This window comes from Rhodanobacter sp. FW021-MT20, assembly GCF_041107475.1.
GTDB lineage: Bacteria > Pseudomonadota > Gammaproteobacteria > Xanthomonadales > Rhodanobacteraceae > Rhodanobacter_A > Rhodanobacter_A glycinis.
Genome location: NZ_JBGBPX010000002.1, coordinates 180772 through 203818, shown reverse-complemented (window position 1 = coordinate 203818; position 23047 = coordinate 180772). Strand labels below are relative to the sequence as shown.

18 protein-coding genes are annotated in these 23047 nt (G+C 67.5%); 3 read left to right on the top strand and 15 right to left on the bottom strand.

What is annotated here, in order from left to right:
• Positions 1-148: 148 nt before the first annotated feature.
• The 6 genes from leuB to AB7849_RS03765 all read right to left on the bottom strand — a co-directional run bounded on the left by leuB (position 149) and on the right by AB7849_RS03765 (position 6379).
• Positions 149-1246, bottom strand: coding sequence for a 3-isopropylmalate dehydrogenase (gene leuB, locus AB7849_RS03790; RefSeq protein ID WP_008211728.1), 1098 nt, complete (start codon positions 1244-1246; stop codon positions 149-151).
• 91 nt (positions 1247-1337) lie between these two features.
• Positions 1338-1922 (bottom strand): 3-isopropylmalate dehydratase small subunit, encoded by a 585-nt coding sequence (gene leuD / locus AB7849_RS03785; protein ID WP_008211727.1) that lies wholly within the window; start codon positions 1920-1922, stop codon positions 1338-1340.
• A 184-nt stretch (positions 1923-2106) separates the two neighbouring features.
• Positions 2107-3522, bottom strand: a complete 1416-nt coding sequence (gene leuC, locus AB7849_RS03780) for a 3-isopropylmalate dehydratase large subunit (RefSeq protein ID WP_369500613.1) — start codon at positions 3520-3522, stop codon at positions 2107-2109.
• Positions 3519-4520, bottom strand: a complete 1002-nt coding sequence (locus AB7849_RS03775; RefSeq protein WP_092701677.1) for a branched-chain amino acid transaminase — start codon at positions 4518-4520, stop codon at positions 3519-3521. The genes leuC and AB7849_RS03775 overlap by 4 nt, the downstream gene beginning before the upstream one ends.
• Complete coding sequence (locus AB7849_RS03770; protein WP_008211724.1) at positions 4517-6127, bottom strand: 2-isopropylmalate synthase; 1611 nt, start codon at positions 6125-6127, stop codon at positions 4517-4519. The genes AB7849_RS03775 and AB7849_RS03770 overlap by 4 nt, the downstream gene beginning before the upstream one ends.
• A 114-nt stretch (positions 6128-6241) precedes the next feature.
• Positions 6242-6379 carry a hypothetical protein gene (locus AB7849_RS03765; RefSeq protein WP_369500612.1) on the bottom strand — a complete coding sequence of 46 codons (138 nt, stop codon included), beginning with the start codon at positions 6377-6379 and terminating at the stop codon, positions 6242-6244.
• 381 nt (positions 6380-6760) lie between these two features.
• On the opposite strand from AB7849_RS03765, the gene AB7849_RS03760 reads away from it, so the two are divergent.
• Complete coding sequence (locus AB7849_RS03760; RefSeq protein WP_369500611.1) at positions 6761-7450, top strand: GNAT family N-acetyltransferase; 690 nt, start codon at positions 6761-6763, stop codon at positions 7448-7450.
• Positions 7451-7496: 46 nt separating this feature from the next.
• Here the strand turns inward: AB7849_RS03760 and AB7849_RS03755 are convergent, their stop codons facing one another.
• The 5 genes from AB7849_RS03755 to AB7849_RS03735 all read right to left on the bottom strand — a co-directional run bounded on the left by AB7849_RS03755 (position 7497) and on the right by AB7849_RS03735 (position 14297).
• Positions 7497-8126 carry a glutathione S-transferase gene (locus AB7849_RS03755; RefSeq protein WP_092701672.1) on the bottom strand — a complete coding sequence of 210 codons (630 nt, stop codon included), beginning with the start codon at positions 8124-8126 and terminating at the stop codon, positions 7497-7499.
• 188 nt (positions 8127-8314) lie between these two features.
• Positions 8315-9631 (bottom strand): threonine synthase, encoded by a 1317-nt coding sequence (thrC, locus tag AB7849_RS03750; protein WP_369500610.1) that lies wholly within the window; start codon positions 9629-9631, stop codon positions 8315-8317.
• Between the two features lies 1 nt (position 9632).
• Positions 9633-10631 carry a homoserine kinase gene (locus AB7849_RS03745; protein ID WP_369500609.1) on the bottom strand — a complete coding sequence of 333 codons (999 nt, stop codon included), beginning with the start codon at positions 10629-10631 and terminating at the stop codon, positions 9633-9635.
• The gene (locus tag AB7849_RS03740; RefSeq protein ID WP_369500608.1) at positions 10628-11782 is read right to left on the bottom strand and encodes a homoserine dehydrogenase; all 1155 of its coding nucleotides are present in this window, start codon (positions 11780-11782) and stop codon (positions 10628-10630) included. Before AB7849_RS03740 ends, AB7849_RS03745 begins: the two co-directional genes overlap by 4 nt.
• Positions 11783-12284: 502 nt before the next feature.
• Complete coding sequence (locus AB7849_RS03735) at positions 12285-14297, bottom strand: bifunctional 2',3'-cyclic-nucleotide 2'-phosphodiesterase/3'-nucleotidase (protein ID WP_369500607.1); 2013 nt, start codon at positions 14295-14297, stop codon at positions 12285-12287.
• Between the two features lie 372 nt (positions 14298-14669).
• Between AB7849_RS03735 and AB7849_RS03730 the strand changes: the two genes are divergently transcribed.
• Positions 14670-16400, top strand: a complete 1731-nt coding sequence (locus AB7849_RS03730) for an LTA synthase family protein (protein ID WP_369500606.1) — start codon at positions 14670-14672, stop codon at positions 16398-16400.
• A gap of 264 nt (positions 16401-16664) precedes the next feature.
• Here the strand turns inward: AB7849_RS03730 and nagA are convergent, their stop codons facing one another.
• From nagA to AB7849_RS03710, 4 genes are all read right to left on the bottom strand, one after another.
• A complete protein-coding gene (gene nagA, locus AB7849_RS03725) occupies positions 16665-17825 on the bottom strand; it encodes an N-acetylglucosamine-6-phosphate deacetylase (RefSeq protein WP_369500605.1) in 1161 nt (386 codons plus the stop codon).
• Entirely contained in the window at positions 17825-18859 is a 1035-nt protein-coding gene (locus tag AB7849_RS03720; protein WP_369500604.1) for an SIS domain-containing protein, read from the bottom strand. Before AB7849_RS03720 ends, nagA begins: the two co-directional genes overlap by 1 nt.
• A 223-nt stretch (positions 18860-19082) precedes the next feature.
• A complete protein-coding gene (locus AB7849_RS03715) occupies positions 19083-20114 on the bottom strand; it encodes a LacI family DNA-binding transcriptional regulator (protein ID WP_008213732.1) in 1032 nt (343 codons plus the stop codon).
• A gap of 109 nt (positions 20115-20223) precedes the next feature.
• Positions 20224-21510 (bottom strand): sugar MFS transporter, encoded by a 1287-nt coding sequence (locus AB7849_RS03710; RefSeq protein WP_008213730.1) that lies wholly within the window; start codon positions 21508-21510, stop codon positions 20224-20226.
• A 399-nt stretch (positions 21511-21909) separates the two neighbouring features.
• On the opposite strand from AB7849_RS03710, the gene glk reads away from it, so the two are divergent.
• Positions 21910-22989: a glucokinase gene (gene glk / locus AB7849_RS03705; RefSeq protein ID WP_092701648.1), complete on the top strand. Its 1080-nt coding sequence runs from the start codon at positions 21910-21912 to the stop codon at positions 22987-22989.
• Positions 22990-23047 lie beyond the last annotated feature (58 nt).

Here is a 23047-nt window from a genome sequence, read left to right as displayed (position 1 = left end):
ACTCCTTCGGTAACGTTGGCTGGTTGGTTTCTGGCCGCATGGACGGCCACAGGTAAGGTCTTCAATGACGGTGGAACGAGCTGCTTCGTGCGTGTTCGAATAAAAAAAGCGGTCACGTCCCTGTGTCCGCGGGGTAAGGGGTGTGGTGTCAGCCGCATGCGCGCTCGCGATCGGCAGAGGCATTGCTGCTGTTGGCGTGATCATTCAGCGCGGCCAGCACGGCATCGCGCACCGCGTCGGTGCCGGCATCGCCACCGATGTCGCGGCTGTGCGGGCCGTGCTGCAATACGTGGTCGACCGCCGCTTCCACCGCCTGCGCCTCGGCTTCCAGTTGCAGCGAGTGACGCAGCAGCAAGGCGACCGAGAGGATGGTGCCGACCGGATTGGCGACGCCCTTGCCGGCGATGTCCGGGGCCGAGCCATGGATCGGTTCGTACAGACCCTTGCGGCCCTCGCCCAGCGAGGCGGACGGCAGCAGGCCCAGCGAGCCGGCCAGCGCGGCGGCTTCGTCGGTCAGGATGTCGCCGAACAGGTTCTCGGTGACCACCACGTCGTAGCGGTTCGGCTGGGTCAGCAACAGCATCGCCATCGAATCGACCAGCTGGTGCTCCAGTTTCACGTCCGGGTACTCGGCGGCCACCCGGATGACGGTGCTGCGCCACAAGCGCGAGGTTTCCAGCACGTTGGCCTTGTCCACCGAGGTGACGTGCTGGCGGCGGCCGCGCGCCAGTTCGAACGCACGCCGTGTCACGCGCTCGACTTCGGCCACGGTGTATTTGCATTCGTCGGTGGCGGTGTCGGCGGTGCGGGTCTTCGCGCCGAAGTAGGCGCCGCCGGTCAGTTCGCGCACGAACAGCACGTCGACGTTGTGCAGCTTTTCGTTCTTCAGCGGCGACAGCGAGGCCAGCGCGGGATGCACGGTCAACGGACGCAGGTTGGCGTAGACGCCCAATGCGGCGCGCAGGCCCAGCAAGCCCTGTTCCGGGCGTACCGGAGCATTCGGATCGGACCATTTCGGTCCGCCCACCGCGCCCAGCAGCAGTGCGTCGGCGTTCTTGCACGCGGCCAGCGTGGCGGCGGGCAGCGGTTCGCCGGTGGCGTCGATGGCGGCACCGCCGATCAACTGTTCGTCGAAGCTGAAATCGTGCGCATAGTGCGCGGCGACGGCTTGCAGCACGGCAACAGCGGCAGCGGTGACTTCCGGGCCGACACCATCGCCGGGCAGGGTGACGATACGGGCTTTCATGCGTGGGATTCCTTGGACGGGGTGGCGTTATGGCCGTCATCCCAGCGGAAGCTGGGGTGACGGTGAGATGGGGTGGGGAGTGCGTAGGACTTCATGCCGCCTCCTCGCAACGCGCTTCGAACGCTTCGATCGCGTCGGCGTGCTGCTGCAGGAAGCCGAGCTGATCCACGCCGTTGAGCAGGCAGTGGCGCGCGAACGGTTCCAGCTCGAAGCGGATGCGACCCCCGTCGGGCAGCTCGATCGCCTGCTCGCGCACGTCGATGGCCAGCTCGGTGCCGGGGTGGTCCAGCAGCCAGCGGTGCTCGGCCTCATCGATGACGATGGCGAGCAGGCCGTTCTTCAGCGCGTTGCCGCGGAAGATGTCCGCGATCTCGCTGCACAGCACCGCCTTGATGCCGTAATCCAGCAGCGCCCACGGCGCATGCTCGCGCGAGGAGCCGCAGCCGAAGTTGCGCCCCGCGACCAGGATCGCGCAGCCCCTGGCTGCCGGCTGGTTCAGCGGAAACGCCGGGTTGTCGCTGCCATCAGCCTGGTAGCGCCAGTCGTTGAAGCACAGCTTGCCCAGGCCTTCGCGCGTGGTGGTGGTGAGAAAACGGGCCGGGATGATGCGGTCGGTGTCGATGTTCTCGTCCGCCAGCACGGCGGTGCGGGAGTGGATGCGGGTGATGGGCTGCATCAGTGAAATTCCTCGCAGGTTGCGTTCGCTCCCTCTCCCCGCTGGGGAGAGGGTTGGGGTGAGGGGCGGGTGCTCGCGAAGCCGCTGATCGAAGCGCGCTTCGATGCAAAGCTTCCGCGAGCTTGGCCCCTCACCTCGGTCCTCTCCCCGGCGGGGAGAGGAAGAAAAGCTGCGACGCGAGTGTTCATGCCGCTGCCTCCGTCAGGTACGCGCGCGGGTCGGCGATCCGCCCGGCGACGGCGGAGGCCGCGGCGGTGGCGGGGCTGGCCAGCACGGTGCGGGCGCCCTTGCCCTGGCGACCTTCGAAGTTGCGGTTGGAGGTGCTGACGACCAGCTGTCCCGGTTGGGCCAGGTCGCCATTCATGGCGATGCACATCGAGCAGCCCGGCACGCGCCACTCGGCGCCGGCGGCGGTGAACACGTCATGCAGGCCTTCGCGCTCGGCATCGCGGCGCACGGCCTCGGAACCGGGCACCACCAGCATGCGCACGCCCTCGGCGACACGCCGACCGCGCAGTACATGCGCGGCTTCGCGCAGGTCGGACAGGCGCGAGTTGGTGCAGCTGCCGACGAACACCACGTCCACCGGCATGCCCTGCATCGGCTGGCCGGCAGTGCTGTGCATGTAATCCAGTGCACGCTGTTCGATAGCATTGCGCGCGGCCGGCACGGGCGCATCCATCGCGATCGCCATGCCCGGATGGGTGCCGTAGGTGACGGTGGGTTTCACCGCGCGGGCATCGATGCGCACTTCGCGGTCGTAGCGGGCACCGTCGTCGCTGCGCAGGGCGCGCCAGGCGTCCACGGCGGCATCCCATGCCGCACCCTTTGGTGCGCGCGGGCGGCCTTTCAGCCAATCGAAGGTGGTGTCGTCCGGCGCGATCAGGCCGGCGCGGGCGCCTGCCTCGATCGACATGTTGCACACCGTCATGCGCTGTTCCATCGACAACGCCTCGATCGCCGCGCCGCGGTATTCGATCACGTGGCCGGTGCCGCCGTTGATGCCGATCTGGCCGATGATGTGCAGGATCAGGTCCTTCGCCCCCACGCTCGCCGGCAACTGGCCATCCACATGGATCGCCAGCGTCTTCGGTTTGCGTTGCAGCAGGCATTGCGTGGCCATCACGTGGCCGACTTCGGTGGTGCCGATGCCGAAGGCCAGCGCACCGAACGCGCCGTGGGTGGAGGTGTGGCTGTCACCGCAGACGATGGTCATGCCCGGGCGCGTTGCACCCAGCTCCGGGCCGATCACGTGCACGATGCCGCGGTCGGCGCTGTCCCAGCCGTGCAGTTCCACGCCGAACTCGCGGCAGTTGGTTTCCAGCTGCGAGACCTGCGCCTTGGCCTGCGCGGTGGCGTAGGGCCGTTCGCCATCGGCGCCGGCCGGCAGCGTCGGGGTGGAGTGATCCAGCGTGGCCAGCGTGCGATCCGCGCGGCGCAGCTTCAGGCCGCGCGCGCGCAATTCGTCGAACGCCTGCGGCGAGGTGACTTCATGCACCAGATGCAGGTCGATGTACAGCACCGCCGGCGTATCAGCGGTTTCGGGCGCGACCACATGCGCGTCCCAGATCTTTTCGAACAGAGTGCGTGGCGCGCTCATGCAGAAGCCTCCAAAGAAGCCGGCTGTTGATGAGGAGTGCGGGCATGGATGCCCGCTTCTTGACTTTCGCGGTCAGGGACGACCGCATGAACAAAACTCAGCCAGCCCCAGCGATCGCGCGTGCTGCCATTGAACAAGCCGAAGAAGCTTTCCTGCAGGCCGCGCGTCACCGGCCCGGGCTTGCCGCTGCCCACGGGTTTGCGATCCACCGAGCGCACCGGGGTGATCTCGGCAGCCGAGCCGGTCATGAACACTTCGTCGGCGGTGTACAGCGCCTCGCGCGGCAGGTCGCGCTCTTCCACCGGGATGCCCAGTTCGGCGGCCAGGGTGATGACCGTGTCGCGGGTGATCCCGGCCAGGATGCCGGCGCTGGACGGCGGCGTGAGCAACTTGCCGCGCTTGACCAGGAACAGGTTTTCGCCGGCGCCTTCGCTGAGCAGGCCGTTGTGGCCCAGCGCGATGCCTTCGTCGTAACCATTGCGACGCGCTTCCAGTCCGATCAACTGGCTGTTGAGATAGTTGCCGCCAGCCTTGGCCCAGCTCGGGATGGTGTTCGGTGCAGGGCGGTGCCATGACGACACGCACACGTCGGCGCCGCGTTCGGCGGCTTCACCCAGGTACGCGCCCCATTCCATCGCCATCAAGGCCACTTCCACCGGTGCGCCGTCCTTCGGCAGCACGCCCAGGCCGCCGGCGCCACGGAACACGATCGGCCGCACGTAGGCGGACTTCATGCTGTTGGCGCGGATCAGTTCCAGGCTGGCGGCATTGATCTCCGCCTCGCTGTAACCGATCTCGATCTCGTACACCTTGGCCGATTCGAACAGCCGGCGAGTGTGGTCGGCCAGGCGGAAATAGGCCGGGCCATCGGGCGTGGCGTACACGCGCTCGCCCTCGAACACCGAGGAGCCATAGTGCAGGGCGTGCGTGCTGACGTGGGTGTTGGCTTCACTCCACGGCTTGATGCGGCCGTTGTGCCAGAGGAAGGGCGTGTTCATGCGTGGGCTCCCAGGGTTTTCGCGGTGCGGGGCTGCGGGGCGTGCGCGGTTGGCGCGTGGTGTTCGATGTGATTGACGATGGACAGCGCGGCCTGTGCAGCGGCTTCGACGATGTCGGTGCTGACGCCGTGACCGTTCCACTCGCGCTCGGCGTGGCGCGCGGTGAGGCGGGCTTCGCCCTGCGCGTCGCCGCCTTCGCTGATCGCCTGGATCTGGAAGCCGGTCAGTTGCAGGTCGGCGCCGGTGGCGCGTTCGATCGCGCGCAACACGGCGTCGACCGGGCCATCGCCCAGCGCCGCTTCGGCGACATCGCGGCCGTCGTCATGGCGCAGCCCGACCGAGGCCGAGGCGCCGCCGGCCAGATGCGAGCTGGTATCCAGCCGGACCAGCCGCCACGGGCCGGCGGCATCGGGATCGCGGCCGTGTGCCAGCGCGTCCAGGTCTTCGTCGTGGATGGTGCGCTTCTTGTCGGCCAGCGCCTTGAAGCGGATGAAGATCTCACCCAGCGCGGCGTCGTCGGGCGTGTGGCCCAGGGCTTCCAGTCGCTGGCGCAGCGCGGCGCGGCCGGAATGCTTGCCCAGCACCAGTTGGGTTTCGCCCAGACCGACATCCTGCGGGCGCATGATTTCGTAGGTATCGCGATGCTTCAGCATGCCGTGCTGGTGGATGCCCGACTCGTGCGCAAAGGCATTCGCACCCACGATTGCCTTGTTGCGCTGCACCGGCTGGCCGGTCAGCTGGGTCAGCAGGCGCGAGGCCGGATGCAGCTGGCGGGTGGCGATGCGGGTGTCCACGCCGTACCAGGCGCGACGCACCTTCAGCGCCATCACGATCTCTTCCAGCGAGGCATTGCCGGCACGTTCGCCGATGCCGTTGATGGTGCATTCCACCTGCCGCGCACCGGCACTCACCGCGGCCAGGCTGTTGGCCACACCCAGCCCCAGGTCGTCGTGGCAGTGGCTGGAGAACACCACCTCTGGCGACGCCTTCACATGCTGGCGCAGCCAGGTGAAGCGTTCGGCGATCTCGGTCGGCGTCATGTAGCCCACCGTGTCCGGCGCATTCAGCGTGGTCGCGCCGGCGGCGGCCGCGGCGCTGAAGATTTCGGCCAGGAATTCCGGCTCGGTGCGCATGGCGTCCTCGGCGGAGAATTCCACCTCGTGGCACAGCCCGCGGGCGCGTTCCACCGCGGCCACCGCGGCGTCGAGCACCTGCGCCTTGCTCATGCCCAGCTTGTGCTCGCGATGCAGCGGGCTGGTAGAGATGAACACGTGGATGCGCGAACGCTGCGCCTGTTCCAGCGCGCGGCCGGCGGTGTCGATGTCGCCGGCCTGGCAGCGAGCCAGTGCGCACACGGTGGTGTGGCGCAACGTGCCGGCGATCTCCGCCACGGCGGCGAAATCATCCGGCGAAGCCTGCGGAAAACCGGCCTCGAGCACGTCCACGCCCAGCGTTTCGAGCATGTGCGCCATGCGCAGCTTGGCGCGCCGGTCCATCGAGAAACCGGGCGTCTGCTCGCCGTCGCGCAAGGTGGTGTCGAAGATGCGCACGTGCTCGGCGACTACGTCGCCTTCGCTGTTTTCGTCGTGCTGGCTGGAATTTTTCATCATGGCTCCGCTGTGTGAGGCGATGCCGAGGGCAACAAAAAACCCCGCTCCATTTCTGGTGCGGGGTTCTTTGGGAGTCTTCAGGTTTGTTTCTATTTACCTGGACACATGCCCTCAGCCCGCACCTCCGTTGGTAATGAGGAGTACGAGTACAAGGGCAAGAAGGAGCGTGCCGCGAAGCCGCAGCAGGCCGGTAATCGCCAGATGGCGATTCGATTCGGCGATGCGACGGTGGCTGTTGCGCTGCGACATGCGATTGAACCTACGGCAGTGTCGAAGGCTTGTCAAACATTTTCTTCATGACGATTTTTCCGATGTCTGGCCGGCGTCGGATACGTACGCGTACGGACGGCTGGCCGTCCATATGATTTTGCGACCGGCGTCACTCGAACGGATCGTGATCACGCGGACGCAAGGCAGCCCGCCACGTTGTGCGGATGCGCACGCAAGTTTTCGGAGGTTCGACATCCGCCATGATGAGAGCCTTCCATGCCGGCGAAACAAGCATCCAGGTGGGTCTCCCTGGGGGCGCCTGGTGAGGCAGGTCGGGCGTTTCGGGACGGTCGGCGTGCCATGCACGGCGCAGGTGAAGTATCTTCGGACGACGGTTTTCAGATCAGCGAGTGGTGTGGGATGAATCAGCTCGACCGCCCCGTCTGGGCCAGCCTGACCAGTGCGCATGCCCACCTTGCGCAGGGTGATGCCAGGGCCAAACGCTATCGGCCCGAGATCAACCGGTTCGCTTCGGCGTGCGATGACGACGACGCCTCGCTCGACGCGCTGGCCCGGCTGCTCCGCCCCGCCCAACCGGTGTTCATCCTGCAGGTGCCCGAAATAGGCATTCCTTCCGGCGTGACGGCGGCCAAGACCGCAGTCGGCGTGCAGATGGTGGCTGCCGAGCCGATCGAGACTGTCCCGGGTCCGGATCGGCTGATCGCGCTGGGCGACGCGGACGCGGAGGACATGCTGGCGCTGGCCACGCTGACCCAGCCGGGGCCGTTCCTGCGTGACACCCATCGCATGGGGCAGTTTGTCGGTATCCGCATCGACGGACGGCTCGCAGCCATGGCCGGTGAACGCTTCCGCTTCCCGGGCTATACCGAAGTCAGCGCGGTATGCACGCATCCGGATTTCCGCGGACGCGGCCTGGCCAGCCGCTTGTCGCGACATGTCGCCGCGGCGATCGCGGCACGCGGCGACACGGCCTTCCTGCACGCCTGGCAGAGCAACACGACAGCAATTCGCCTTTACGAAGCACTGGGCTTTCGCCTGCGTTGCGAGGTAAACGTGGCCGTGCTCGAGCGAAACGCCGACGGCGGGTGATGGGCTTGTGGGCCGGGCGGGTGGCGGCTTCCGCACCCGTGGCTCGTCATGGCTGGCAGGTGCCGTCGCCGTAGGGGGCTGCCCTGAATTCGGGCAGCGATTCGGCGCTTGCGGAGAATGCCGCCAGGGAAGGACACGACTCGACCGGAACCGTCCCCGGAAGCATGCGCTGGGTGAAGTACCAAGCCACGCCCACGGCCACGCCAGCCTGCCGGATCGTTACGCTGTCGACGGGATGGGCGCCATGGGCGAACTCGCGTTCAAGTTCGCGGTAGGCGGACAGCAACTGGCCGGTCACGCGGGAGACCCAGGGCTGGTGCCGCTTCTCCGCGGGCCGCAATTCACGCTCGTAGACCAGTTGCACGCTTTTCTCGGTCGCCGCCAGCGCCAGGCCGAGGAGATGCAGATCGTGCTGGAGCGCCGCGGGCGCCAAGGGGAATAGCGACCTGGGACGCGCCACTGCCTCGGCGTACTGGATGATCAGGGTGGAGTCCATCAACACCTCGCCGTCGTCGCAGACGAGGGTCGGTGCCTTGACGACGGGATTGATCTTTTCGAACCCGGCGAAGTCGCGGAACACCGAGAGCGGCTGGTGCTCGAAGCGAAGTCCCAGCAAAGACAGCGAGATGGCGACCCGGCGGACGTACGGTGAGTCCAGCATGCCGATGAGCTTCATCGTTTTCCCCTGGAGGCTTGAGTCAATCGGTGCGCGCCGGGACACCCATCTTTCCGTGCCGCCCCACGGTCGGGGCGGCGATTCGCTGCGGCCCGGAAATGCTTCAGCGGACCGAGGCGGATGATGCGCCAGCTCCGCACGCAACCGGTAGCTGCCGGAAGTCACCCGCCGGCCGGTGCAGGCCATGCTCACGCATAGGCAGGCTCCCGCAGCCACCGCTTCAACGCCTCGTCGTCCGCCGCCATCGGCTCGGCGCTGGCGGAACGTTGCAACATGGCGGCGAGGGCAGGAGGTACCGGGACGGCGCGATCGGCAAGCGGTTCCACCACGCTTTCGAATTTCGCCGGATGCGCGGTGGAAACGACGGCCCAGGGCGCGGTGTTGCCAGCGTCGCGCAGGCGGTCGAGCAGGTGCATGGCGGTGGCGGTGTGCGGGCAGAACACGTCGTCGTATTCGCGTGCGTGTCGGGTGAGCGTGCGGCGGATGGTGGCGTCGTCCACGCTCATCGCCTGGGTCTGCGCGCGCAGTTCGTGGGCGTGCGGGAAGGTCCAGCGCAAGCGTTCGAAATTGCTGGGGGCGCCAACATCCATGGCGTTGGCCAGGGTGGCGATGGCATCGCGGGGACGGTAATCGGCGCCGCTGAAGAATTCGGGCAAGGTGGCGTTGGCGTTGCAGGCCAGGCAGACCTCGCCGACCGGCAGGCCGATCTCGCGCACCCACAGCGCCGCCAGCGCATTGCCGAGGTTGCCGGTGGGGATGATGAAGTTGAGCGGCGTGTGATGTTCGTTCCACCACGCCAGTGAAGCATGCGCGTAGTAGCTCATCTGCGGCAGAAGGCGGCCAAGGCTGATGCTGTTGGCGGAGCTGAGCGGGCGTTCGGCCTGCAGTTCGGCATCGTTGAGCGCGGCTTTCACCATGCGCTGGCAATCGTCGAAGCGGCCCTGCACGCGCAATGCCAGCACGTTGTCGCCGAAGCAGCCGAGCTGGTGGGCCTGGCGCGGCGAAACCAGGCCGTCCGGATACAGGATCACCACACGCACGTTCGGCTGGTGATGGAACGCGGCACCCACCGCGGCGCCGGTATCGCCGGACGTGGCCACGAGGATGGTCAGCGGGCGTTCGTCCTTGCGCGGCAGGCGGCGCAGGCAGGCGGCGAGGAAGCGTGCGCCGACGTCCTTGAACGCAGCGGTGGGGCCGTGGAACAGCTCCAGCATGTGCGCGTCGCGATGCGGCAGCGGACGCAGCGGGGTGTCGAAGTCCAGTGCCTCCCTGCAGATCGCGGGGAGCGCCTGCGCGAGCGGGTCGCCGACGAAGAACGGAGCCAGCAGGGTGGCGGCGGTATCGGCCAGCGTGCCATGTGGATCGAACGCGTCAGGCGAGAGCCGCGGCAGTGCTTCGGGCACGTACAGGCCGCCGTCCGGAGCCAGCCCGGCGGCAATGGCACCACTGATGCCCACGGCGGGACTGCGGCCGCGGGTGCTGAGGTAAAGCAGGGGTTCGGTCATGTCAGGCTTCGTCCGGCAAGGCATCAACAAGGGTGGCAGCGGGGCCGTCGACCGGGGCGACGAAGGTGTCGCTGTCCAGTCCGGCCTCGGCGAAAGCGGCGCGCATGGCGCTGGCCGCGGCATCGGCGTCGGCACGGCAGGCGTACCAGCCGAACACGCTGGGGCCGCCACCGGAGATGCTGGCGCCGAAGGCGTGATGATCCAGCGCTGCCTGTTTCACGCGGATGAAACCCGGCACCAGCGGGGCGCGGCGCGGTTCCACCAGCACGTCCTTCAGCCCTTCGCGCACCAGCGCGGCATCACCGCGGAAACAACCGGCCAGCAGCAGGGCGAGGTTGGCGCTTTGCGCCACGAATTCGCCGAGCGCGTAATTCCCCGCCAGTGCCGCGCGCGCCTTGCGCGTTTCCAGCACGCAGTGCGGATGCACCAGCGCGCAATGCCATGCAGGCGGCACGGGGATGCGCAGCAGGCGTTCGTGCGTGGCGAGCACCAGGCCGCCGAGCAGCATCGGGCCCAGGTTGTCGCCATGCCGGCTGCCGCTGGCCACGGCCTCGCCTTCCAGCGCAAAGCGGTACAGCGCCTCGCGCGACAACGGCTGTTCCAGCAAGGCATTGGCGGCCACCAGGGCGGCCACGCAGGACGCGGCCGAGCCGCCCATGCCGGAACCCAGCGCGATGCCCTTGTGCAGGGTCAGTTCGAAACCGAAAGGCAGGTCCAGCGCTTCGCGCATCGCCAGCAGGGCCGCGCCGGCGGTGTTCTTGTGCGGCTCCAGCGGCAGGTCGGCGACGCAGCCGCGGATGGCGGCGATGCGCACCTCCGGCTCGGTGAGGCGGCGCACTTCGGCGCGATCACCGGCCTCGCCCATGCTGTGGCCGAGGATGTCGAAACCCACCGCCACGTTGCCCACGCTGGCGGGGGCGAAGGCGCGCGCCACATCGGTACGTGCGGCGGCCGCGGGAGCGGGAGTGGCCAGCACGGCGTCCACGGCTGGGCTGCTCATGCGTGCACCGCCAGCGATTCGGCGATGCGCAACATGTCGGCGAACACGCCGGCGGCGGTCACTTCCGGGCCTGCGCCGGGGCCTTGCACCAGCAGCGGGTTGTCGCGGTAGCGCTCGGTGTGGAACTGCACGATGTTGTCGGTCAGGCGCGTATGCGCAAAAGCGTGGCTGGATGGCAGCACCGCCAATCGCAGGCGTGCGCGGCCGGCATGGTCGAGGCTGGCGACATGGCGCAATACGCCGCCGGCGGTGTGCGCGCTGGCCAGGCGCGCGGCCATCGGCGCATCGAGTTCATGCGCACGTTGCATGAAGGCGTCCAGCGGCAGCGCGGCCAGCGCCGGCGGCACCAGGCTTTCCACTTCCACGTCCTCCAGCGACAGCGGCAGGCCCGCCTCGCGGGCCAGGATCACCAGCTTGCGCGCCACGTCGATGCCGGACAAGTCGGTACGCGGGTCCGGCTCGGTATAGCCCAGCGCATGCGCTTCGCGCAGCAGCGTGGAGAACGGCAGCTGGCCGTCGTGGCGGTTGTACAGCCATGCCAGCGTGCCGGAGAACATGCCTTCGATCGACAGCATGCGGTCGCCGGTGTCGAGCAGGTCACGCAGGGTCTGCACCACTGGCAGGCCGGCGCAGACCGTGGCCTCGTAGCGAAAGCGAGCGCCATGGGCGCAGGCGGCGCGGATCGCTCGCCACTGGGCCAGGTCGCCGCTGCCGGCCAGCTTGTTCGGCGTCACCACGTGGATGCCGGAAGCCAGCCAGTGCGGGTAATGCGCGGCCACCGCGGGATTGGCGCTGCAATCGACCAGCAGCGCATGGCGGCCTTCGTTGCCGCGCACGTGCGCGGCGAATTCGTCGAGGTCGCTGGGGCGCCAGGTCTGCGCGCTGTGGTGGCGTGCGTTGAGTTCCGGGTCGTCGCAATCCAGCCACATGCGTTTGCTGGCGACGACGCCACACAGGCGCAAGTCCAGCCCCGAATCGCGGGCCAACCGGGGTTGCGCCGCCCGGAGCTGTTCGAGCAACGCGCTGCCGACCCGGCCGGGGCCAACCACACCGACCGCAAGCGTGCGCTGGCGCGGGGTACGCGTGGGCAGCGCCAGGGCCGGCGGGAGCGGGTTCGGGTGTTCGGCGAGCGGTGAAGCGCAGATGTTCACAGTGACCTCCGGTAGAGGCCCCGTTTCGCTTGGCGGTGTCGGTGTGCGCCGGCCCGCCTCATCGAGGGCGGGGCCGTTGCGAGTGATGAAGCTAGTCGCGCACGGACACCCACCCGGAACCGGTCGTACCGGTGCCGGTGGTAATAATCGTGGCGATGATGGATGCCGTCGTGCCGCCCGCGAACAACGACGCGCGCCCGGTGGAAACCGGGGCGAAATGCGTGCGTGCGAGTGCGAAGAAGGGCGACATGGCTTTGGAGACTACGGGGCGGCTTGGGCGGCTGTCAATAGACTTTGTGGAATATGGGTGGGCGGTTGCCGCGTGTTTCGGTGTTGGACGTATGGATGTCCATATGAATGCCAATGACCTTCTCCCTCTCCCCTCCGGGGAGAGGGTTGGGGTGAGGGGTCGACCTTGCGAGAGCCTTGCCAACGAAGTGTTTTTGCGAGCACCCGCCCCTCACCTCGGTCCTCTCCCCAAAGGGGAGAGGAGGTAAAAGCTTCAGTGCGCCAGGTTGATCTCATAGGTCGCCGTGCCGTCGCCGTTGTCCTTGATCTGGCGGATGTCGGTGAGGCCGTCGCCGCGCGCCACGCGTTGTTTGCCGCTGGCGGTGGTGAACAGCGCCGGGCCGTGCGTCTTGATTCGGGCGAAATGCCACGAGCGGACGGGCAGGTGGTGCGCGCCGAGGTCGGGGTGGCGTTGCAGCCACTTGGCCACGATCTCGCGGGTGCCGTCCGGTGCGGCCAGCACGATGCTGCTGCCGTCGAGGCCGGGGAAGTGGCCACCGCCGCTGGCGCGGTAGTTGTTGGTGACCACCACGAACGGCTGGTCCGGCTTGACCGGCTTGCCCTTCCATGTGAGCGAGACGATGCGCTGGCCCACCGGCTGGGTCACGTCGATGACGTAGTGCAGGCCGCCGCCCTGGATCTGGTCGAAGTTGAAGCCGGCGAAGTGCGTGTTGATCAATTCCTGCGGACCGGTTTTCGACGGATCGATGCGCTGGAAGCGTTCGGCCGATTTCTCCAGCCACGCTTTCACGCCGGCACCATCGGTTTTCACCGCGGCCAGGGTGTTCGGGTAGAAGTACAGGTCGGCGGCGCTGCGCAAGGTGAGCGGGCCGGGTTTCACGTCGGTGTAGTCGTCGGGGCCGCCGAAGCCGGTGCGGAACGCGGCGGCCGCGGCCAGCAGCGGTACGTGCGCCAGCTCCGGGTGCAGGCGCGGCAATTCGCGCCGCGCATAGTCGAGCTGGGCGGCGTTGACCGCGGCCAGCGCGGTCATGTCGCCCTCGTCGGCGAAGTAACTGGACAGGCGCACGCGGCTGCTGCCGATCGGCGTGTTGACGTAGGCCACCGCGGACTTCTGCACATTGCTGATCAGCGGCGCGATCGACGGATCGGCCGGCACGCAGCTGCCGGCATCGCCGGGCTTGCTGCAGATCGGTCGCACTTCGCTGCGGGTCTGGCTCTTGTCGATCACCCAGCGCCCCTGCTCGCGGTCCAGCGCCAGCTTGATCACGCCCAGGTCCTTGCCGAAGAAGCCACCCATCACCGCCGGCACGCCGCGCACGAAGCCCTTGCTGTCATCCACATCCTTCATGTGCGCGAAGCGCGGGCCGGGGAAATCGGTGTGCATGTGACCGAGCAGCAGCACGTCGATGCCGGGCACGCCGGCGAGGTACCAGCCGCCGTTCTCCATCGTTGATGTATACGGCGCGGTGTCGAGGCCGCCGTGCAGGATGGCGATGACCAGGTCCGGGTGCTGCGCCTCGATCTGCGGCATGTATTTCTGCGCAGCCTCGACCACGCCGGTGGTGGTCACCTTGCCTTCCAGGTTGTGCTGGTCCCACTGCATGATCGGCGGTGGCGCGAAGCCGATGATGGCAATCTTCAACGGCACACTGAGCTCGCTGCCGTCCGGCGTATACGCGGCGATCTGGCGGTGGATCATCGTCCACGGCTTGAAGATCGGCTTGCCGTCGCGCGTGCTGACCACGTTGGACAGCACCAGCGGAAAGTGCGGGCCGGCGCAATGCTCGGCGGGCACGCCATCCACGTTCATCGGCGTGCCGGTGACCTGCGACAGGAACGGCAGGCCGTAGTTGAATTCGTGGTTGCCGATGGTGCCGCCGTCGTAACCCACCGCGTCCATCGCGCGGTACACCGCCAGTTCCTGGTGGCAGGTCACCGGCTTCACCTGGGCCTGGTAGTCGGCCAGCACGCTGCCCTGGATGGTGTCGCCGGCATCGAACAGGAAGGTGTTGGTGAACTCGGCGCGGGCGCGACGGATCAGCGTGACGGTGCGCTCGAAGCCCAGCGTCGGGTCGGCCTTCTGCTTGTAGTAGTCGTAGCTGAGGACGTTGGAGTGGATGTCGGTGGTTTCGAGAATCGCCACATCGGCCCGCGCGCCGTCGGCCAGCTGTGCCGAATCGACATCGGGCCGGGTGGCCTGGCGGGCGCAGCCGGCGAGCAGCAGGGCGGCAGTGAGGGCGGCGAGACGGGTGAGACCTTGCGACATGACAGCTTCCGGCGGGATGACGTGGGGGTGAAATCTGGCAGATCGGGGTGACGACACGATGTCGCGACACGGCCACTGCGATGGCGGCAAACCTTCTCGCCGCAGGCAAGGAGCGTAGCTCGCGCGGCAGCCGAAGTCGAAGCCCGAACGCGTGCGCGGCGGCGGGCACGGCCGTGCCAGGAGGGTCATGCCGACAGCCTGGCGCACGGAGCCGTTCCTGCGCGTCGATCCGGTCACGTGAATGGGGCCCAGACGCGCTGCGCCGGTGCCTGCCGAACCGCGCTCCGGCGCCGTGCAAACGCTCTAGAATGGCGGCCTCATCGATCATGACGCGCCGCGTACCACGGCCGTCGCTGCACAGGGGCGGCATACATGCAGGGCAACCCGTTTCGCGTTCCGCGACCGCGCGTGACGCTGGCCTGCGCGCTGGTGTTCTTCGCCGTCTGCGTGTGGCTCACTGCGTGGCGTGAACCGCTGCCGGAACAACGCGGCTTCGTATTCGCGCTGATGCTGTGCGTCAGCGGCGGGGTGCTGTTTGCCTCGGCGCGGCGTGCGTTCGCGCTGGTGTTCGGCGGCGGGCTGTTCCTGCTGTTGCGCGCGATCACGGTGATGAAGCAGGAGTATCTCGAATCGCCGCTGATGCCGGCCGACTTCGTCTACTACCTGCGCTCCAGCCTGTTCGAGACCTTGCGGCGCTATCCGCATATCTACAGTGTGGGGCTGGCCGTGCTGGTGGCAATCCCGTTGCTGCTGTGGCTGGCTTGGCGCGGCGACCACCGCTTGTTCGCGCGCTGGCGCGGAGGGTTGCAGGCGATGCTGCGCGTGGGCGGCGTGGTGGTTTGCGCGGCGGCATTCTGGGTCTGCCTGCTGCCCAATGGTCCGTTCGCCCAGGTGCATGCACGCGATACGTGGGACAAGATGTCCGACGACGCGGTACTCACCGATTTCTTCGTCAACCTGCGCGATTCCAGCGTGCACCTGCCGCCGATGGCTGATGCCGCCACCGCCGAGCGCGACTGGCAGTCCACCGCCACGGCCGCCCAGGCCACGGTGCCGGCCAGCCAGTATCCGGACATCGTGCAGGTGCTGGAGGAAAGCACCTTCGATCCGGCGCCGTTCACGCATTGCGACGTACCGGCCTGCCATCCGGCGATGCTGCAACCTGACGCGCGCACCCGCGGCCACGGCTTCCTGCGCACGCACACCTTTGGCGGCGGCACCTGGGTCAGCGAGTTCGCCGCGCTCACCGGTTTGCCGCAGGACATTTTCGGCCCGGGCGGCATGTACGCGCCTTACGTGCTGGCGCCGCACATGCGCGATTCGCTGCCGCTGCTGCTGAAGCGATTGGGTTACCTCACCGTGGCGATCTATCCCACCCACGGCGATTTCCTCAATGGCGAGGACGCGTACAAGGCCTACGGCATCGATCATTTCTACGGCGCGGATGCACTGGGCCTGGACGACTGGGAAGAGACCGACGCGCAGATGTTCACCGCGGCCAAGCGCGTCTACGACAAGCTGGAGACCTCGGGATTGCGCAAGCCGGGACAACCGGTGTTCGTGATGATCCTGACGATCAACGAGCACGGCCCGCACGATGACCCGATGTCCACCCTGCCCAAGCCGTTCCAGAATCTGCTGCAGGGTCTGCCGGCGGATGCGGCGCTGAATTTCGACACCTACCTCGCGCGCCTGCACGACTCGGACGTGGCGATGGCCGGGCTGGAACACGACTTCCTCGATCGCGCACGGCCCACCATGCTGGTGCACTTCGGCGACCACCAGCCCTCGTTCGACAGCCTGATGTCGACCTTGCCGCGCACGCTGCCGCCGGCGCTGGTGCCGTACCGCGATTACCTCACCTATTACATGATCAAGAGCAACGTGGCCGGGCCGCCGCTACCCGGCTACCCGATGCTCGACATCGCCTACCTGCCAGGCATGGTGCTGCAAGCGGCGGGCCTGCCGCTGGACCCGTATTTCGCCGCGCAGAAGGTGTTGCGCGAGCGTTGCGACGGGCGCTACGACGATTGCCCGGACAAGGCGCTGCTGGCGTCGTATCACGCGTGGATATTCGGGAAGTTGCATGTATACGAGGAATAACGGGACGTTTGGCGCCCTCTCCCCGCCGGCGACCGAAGGGAGTCCCCTTGTGGGTGGAGGAGGGCTGGGGTGAGGGGCGGGTGCTCGCCCCAGACTTCATTTCCGTTTTTTTTTGCTCTTGTCGTAACTGACAGAGCAGGCGTCAAAAGCACCCCGCCCCAACCCTCCCCTGCATGCAGGGGAGGGAGTCATACGTTGCGTTCCCTTGAAGAGGATGGGCAAGCATGCGCTGCATGGCGGCGAACGCACGCCGCAGACTGAAAGTCAGTCGGTCGGGTAGACCACGCCACTGATCCACGTTTCCCGTGTAACCAGCGCATCATCCAGCACGGCGAAATCTGCGCGGTAGCCGGCTGCGAGGCGTCCATGCGTGCGCCCGAGTCCGAGCCATGCGGCGGGGTAGGCACTCGCCATGCGTGAGGCTTCGGCCAGCGGCAGGCCGACCATCTCGACCAGATTGCGTACGCCGGTGGCCATGTCCAGCGCGGAGCCGGCGAGCACGCCGGCCTCGCTCTGGCAGATGCCGTCGCGGGCGATGATGGTCTGGCCGTTGAGCGTGTAGGACGGATCGTCCGAGCCCACCGGCGGCATCGCGTCGGTGACCAGTACGCACTTGCCGCGCGCCTTGGCGGCGATGGCCACGCGCAGGCTGGCGGGGTGGACGTGGTGGCCGTCGACGATCAGGCCGCACCAGCTGTGCGGGTCGTCCAGTGCGGCGCCGACCACGCCGGGTTCGCGGCTGGCCAGTGGCGTCATCGCGTTGTAGAGGTGGGTGAAGCCGCAAATGCCGGCGTCGAGTGCGGCGCGGGTGGTGGCGTAGTCTGCGGCGGTGTGGCCGGCGACGACGATCACGCCGGCTTCGCTGAGCGTGCGGATGACCTCGGTCGACACCTGTTCCGGCGCCAGCGTCAGCATGATCCGGCCGCGATGTTTCGCCGCGAGCATCGCCAGATCATCGGCATCGGGATGACGGAACAGGCGGGCGTCGTGGATGCCCTTGCGCGCGGGGGCGAGGAACGGACCTTCCAGGTGGATGCCGAGGATGCCGGGCACGCGCTGTTCGATCGCCGCGTCCACCGCATCCAGCGCGGCATGCATCTTCTCGGCCGTGTCGGTGATCAGGGTCGGCAGCAGCCCGGTGGTGCCGAACGTGCGGTGCGCGGCGGCGATGCCGCGCAAGGTGTCCACGGTGGGTGCGTCGTTGAACAGCAGGCCGCCGCCGCCGTTGACCTGCACGTCGATGAAGCCGGGCAGCAGCAGGTGGCCGCCGAGGTCATGCGATGTCGCGCTGGCGACGCGTGGGTCATCCTGCGCCACGATGGCGGCAATGCGCTCGCCTTCCACCAGCACGGCCAGTCCTTCGCGCGGGCCGTGGTCGCCCAGCACGCGGCCGTTGACGAGGGCGATCGTTGCAGCGTTTTCCATCACACCGTCTCCGTGACCTTGTTGAGATGCGGCGGCACATCCGGATCGTAGCCGCGTGCCAGCGACAGCGCACTGGCTGCGCGGTAGAAGCTTTGCACCGCCAGCAACGGGATGACGATGGGCGCGATGTTGGCTGGCAACGGCAATGTGTCGATGCCGCTGGCGCCAGGCGCGGCGACGAATACGCGCGCACCGCGTGCGCGGAACTCTTCGGCCACGGCCAGGGTGTTGTCCTGGGTGCCGTCGTCCTGCGCGAAGAACAGCAGCGGAAAGCCGTTGCCGACCAGTGCCATCGGGCCGTGTTTCACTTCCGCCGCGCTGAACGCTTCGGCATGCAGGCCGCAGGTTTCCTTGAGCTTCAGCGCCGCTTCCAGCGCGGCACCAAAGCCGTAGCCGCGGCCCACCACGAACAGATTGGTCGCGTTGCGCAGACCGTCGGCAAGCGCGCTCCAGTCACCGTTCCAGCCGCGACGCAAGTCGTCGGGCAGGCGTGCAATCACGTCGTGCAGGGTGGCGTCATCGCTCCAGTGCGCGACCAGTTGCAGCACGGCGGCCAGCGTGGCGAGGTAGCTCTTGGTGGCGGCCACGCTGCGCTCGGGTCCGGCGTGCAGCGGGATGAAAGTATCGGCCAGCGCGGCCAGCGGCGAATCTTCCACGTTGACCAAGGCCAGCACCTGCGCGCCGGCATCCTTGGCAGCCTGCGCGCTGCGCAACAGGTCGGGACTCTTGCCCGATTGCGAGATGGCGATGAACAACGCGCCGTCCAGTTTCAGGTCGGCATCGTAGATCGACGAGATCGACGGCGAGGCCGAGGCGGTGACCAGGCCCAGCCGGGTCTCGAACACGTACTTGGCGTAAGCGGCGGCGTGATCGGAACTGCCGCGCGCGCAGGTGATGATGAAACGCGGCGGTTGCGCGCGCAGCCGCTGGCCGAGGGCGGCCAGCGTGTCGGCGTTGCGGGCAAGCTGGCGCTCGACCACGGCGGCGGTTTCCTCCGCCTCGCGGTACATCAGGGTGTCGCTGGGGGACTTCATGGGGACTCCGGGAAGGTCGGCGGCACGCCAGACGTGGCGTGCCCGAGTAGCGCGGCTTCCTCTCCCCTTTGGGGAGAGGATTGAGGTGAGGGGTGGGTGCTCGTAGCAGCGCTTCGTGGGTGGGCTTGTGGCAAGAATGGCCCCTCACCCCGGCCCTCCTCCACCCGCAAGGGGACTCCCTTCGGTCGCCGGAGGGGAGAGGGAGAAAAGCTGTGGATGAGGTTCAGCCCTGCCGCGGCGGCGCGGTAGATCCGCGTACCACCAGTTCGGGCATGAAGCCCTCGTTGGCGTCGCCGGCTTCCGGCTGCTGCAGGCTGCGCATCAGGCGCAGCGCGGCGTGGCGGCCGACTTCCTCGGTCGATTGCCGTGCGGTGGTCAGTGCCGGCCATGCCTGCTTGGAGAACGGGCTGTCCTCGAAGCCGGCGATCGACAGATCCCATGGCACGTCCAGCCCGGTCGAGCGCGCGGCGGCCAGTACGCCGGCGGCAATCTCGTCGTTGCTGCCGAAGATCGCGGTGGGGCGTTCCTTGTCCTTCAGCGCCAGCAATTTGCGGGCGCCGCGGAAACCGTCGTCGAAGGCGTAGCGACCCGGCAGCACCAGTTTCTTGTTCAGCGCGATGCCGTAATCCTTCAGCGCATCCGCGTAGCCCTGGTAGCGCTCCGGGCTGGAACGATGGTGCGGCTCGCCCCACAGGAAACCGATGCGCGTGTGGCCGAGCTGGATCAGGTGTTCGGTGATCGCGTAGGCCGCATGGCGGTCGTCGATGAAGACGCAGGGCGAGCCGTCGCGCGGGTCCTCGCGCGAGGAGATGATGCGCACGAAGGTGACGTCGTTGGCCTTCAGCGTGGCGATCAGTCCGGCCTGTTCCGACATCGGAGGCGCCAGCACCAGCCCGGCCAGACGCGCGCGCTTGACCAGCGACACCAGTTCCTCGGCCAGCTTCGGCGAGCTGGAATCGCAGGGATGGATCTGCAGGCCGAAGCCGCGTTCGCGGCAGGCCGACAGCACGCCGTTCTGCATGTCGATCACGTAGTGCGCGTTCGGGTTGTCGTAGACCAGCCCGATCGCGAACGAATGCGTGCTGCGCAGGCTGCGCGCCGACGGATCGGGGCGATAGCCGAGTTGCGCGATCGCCCGCTCCACCTTCTCGCGCGTTTCGCTGCGCACCGCCGGCTCGTGATTGATCACCCGCGACACGGTTTTCAGCGAGACGCCGGCGTGACGGGCGACGTCCTTGATGGTGGGGCTGCGCAACGAGGGGCACTCCTGTGATCCGGATGGACATGGTAGCCCAGCCCCGAGGTTCAAAGGTGCAGGGTTCAAATGTGGAGGAACGGCAGGCGGCTCGCGGCATGGCGATCCATCAGCCCACGTGCTCGCCCACGGCGTGTCCGCGCATGCCGTAGTACAGGATGTACAGGTAGCACGGCACGATCACCACCAGGAACGCCAGCTGGAAATCGATGTGTTCCTTCAGGTGCACGAACACCTGCGGAATCAGCGCGCCGCCCACGATGCCCATGATCAGCAGGGCCGAGCCGAATTCGGTGTGGCTGCCCAGGCCCTTGATCGCCAGCGGGAAGATCGCCGGCCACATCATCGCGTTGGCGAAGCCCAGCGCGGCGACGAAGGCGATCGAGGCGTAACCGTGGGTGACGTAGGCACCGATGGCGAACAGCACGCCCATCACCGCCGATACCGCCAGATAGCGCTGCTGCGAGATGAAACGCGGGATCAGGGCCAGGCCCACCACGTAGCCGGCCAGCATCGCGAACATGGTGAACGCGGTGAAATGCTTGGTCGCGTCCAGCGGCAAGCCCAGCGCCAGGCCGTAGATGCCGATGGCGTCGCCGGCCATCACTTCCACGCCCACGTACAGGAACAGGCACAGCACGCCCAGCCACAGGTGCGGGAAGCTGAAGATGCTGCCGCCCTTGTGGCCGATCTGGCCCTCGCTGTTGGCGCCGGTCGGCTTGATCTCCGGCAGCGAGGAACGCACCACCCAGATCGCCAGCAGCACCAGCAACGCGGCCATGATCATGTACGGCCAGTAGACCCGCGAGGCGAAGTGGTTGAGCAGTTCGGTGGCGGCGGCGGGACTGGGTGCGGCCTTGACCTGCTGCGCCAATGCATCGATGCCGTGCAGCACCAGCGCGCCGAACACGAACGGGGCGAGGAAGCCGGCCAGCTTGTTGCAGATGCCCATGAAGGCCACGCGCTGGGCCGCGCTGTCGATCGGCCCGAGAATGCTGATGTACGGATTCGATGCCGTCTGCAGCAGCGACAGGCCGGCGCCGATCACGAACAGGCCGACCAGCGCACCGTGGTAGTTGCGCATGTCGATGAACTGGCCGAACAGCACCGAACCGATGGCCATCACGAACAGGCCCAGCGCCATGCCTTTCTTCATGCCGGTGCGCTTGAGCACGGCCGCCGACGGCAGCGCCAGCACGAAATACGACACGTAGAACGCAAACGGCACCAGGAAGGCGCTGACATCGTCGAGGTTGAAGGCCAGCTTCACGAAGATGGTCAGTGGACCGTTGAGCCAGGTGACGAAGCCGAAGATGAAGAACAGCACGCCGATGATGATCATCGGCAACAGGTTCGACGTGCGTGACTCGTCGGTGGCAAGCGGAATGGACGACATGAACGTTTCCCCGTGATGAACACCGATAACGCCCGCCATGGACGCCATCGCTCCGGCGGCCTTTATTGACCGCAATGCGCAACGTTGTCAATTGATGCCATGACTTTGGTCATGCTGCAAGCGCATCCGCTGCCTGGGGCAGCCGGCCGTGATGGCGCGGCGCAACACCCCGAAGCTCGCGGCTTGAGCGGCCCGTGATGCCTGCTGCATAAGGATCGACGGGCATTTTTCGAAACGCCGTGGCGGTCGACGAGTCTACCGTTCCGCAACGCACAAGCGTTATGACGAATGGTCGCGAAAAAGAAGTTGACACCGTTGTCATCCATGGCCAGACTCCGGCATCGAATGGGGGTCGCGTGCAGACAACGGTGACGCGACGGGACAATCGAGGAGGAACGCGTGGCCCAGGCTGTCAATCACAGCGATGCGCAGACGGTACCGGCAACGGAACCCGCCTTTCTTGCCGCCGACGTCGGCGGCACCCATGCGCGCATTGGCCTGGTCAGTCCGCATCCGGATGGCCGCCGCCCGGTGACCATGCTCGAATATCGCCGCTACGCCTGTGCCGAATGGCCGAGCCTGACCGCGGTGCTGCAGGATTTCGTCAGCCAGGTTGGCGTGGGCCATGTCAGCCGTTGCGCGGTAGCCAGTGCCGGATACGTGCTGGACGACGCCATCGTCAACGACAACCTGCCATGGCGCGTGTCCATCCGCGACATACGCGACAGCCTGGGCATCGAGCGCCTCGCCGTCATCAACGATTTCGAGGCGGTGGCCTATGCCACCCAGTTCCTCGCCCAGGCCGACACCACGCCGATCATCGAGACCCGCGCGCTGCCGGTTGATGGGCCGGTGCTGGTGATGGGGCCGGGTACCGGGCTGGGTTCGGCGGTGCTGCTGCCGGGTCAGCCGCACGCCACCGTGCTGGCCACCGAGGCCGGGCAGATCGCGCTGGCGCCGGGCAACGAGCGCGAGATCGAGATCCTGCGCCTGTTCTCCCGCGACCGCTCGTACGTGTCGTTCGAACACGCGCTGTCCGGGCCGGGTTTGCTCAATCTCTATCGTGCGATCTGCACCTTGCGGCACGTGCCGGCCACGCTGGCACGGCCGGCCGACGTCACCGCCGCGGCATTGGCCGGCGGCGACGAAGCCGCCGTCGAGGCGCTGGACGTGTTCTGCGGGCTGCTTGGCAGCTTCGTGGGCGACCTGGTGTTGCTGTACGGCGCGCGCGGCGGGGTATTCCTCGCCGGCGGCATCCTGCCGCAAATCCGCGAGCTGCTGCTGCAGAGCCGCTTCGCCGAACGTTTCTTCAACAAGGGCGTGATGCGCCCTTACCTGGAACAGATACCAGTACGACTGATGGAGCACGGCCAGCTCGGGGTGATCGGCGCCGCGGGCCTGTATCTGGAGGGTCAACCTCCGGAAGGCCAGCCCATGGAAGGCCAGATTGCCCACGACGGGCACGCCGAGCGGACGTGACAAGCACGCGTGAATCAGCACTTAGCAATGAACCGGGCGCAAGCCCAGATCGCCACAC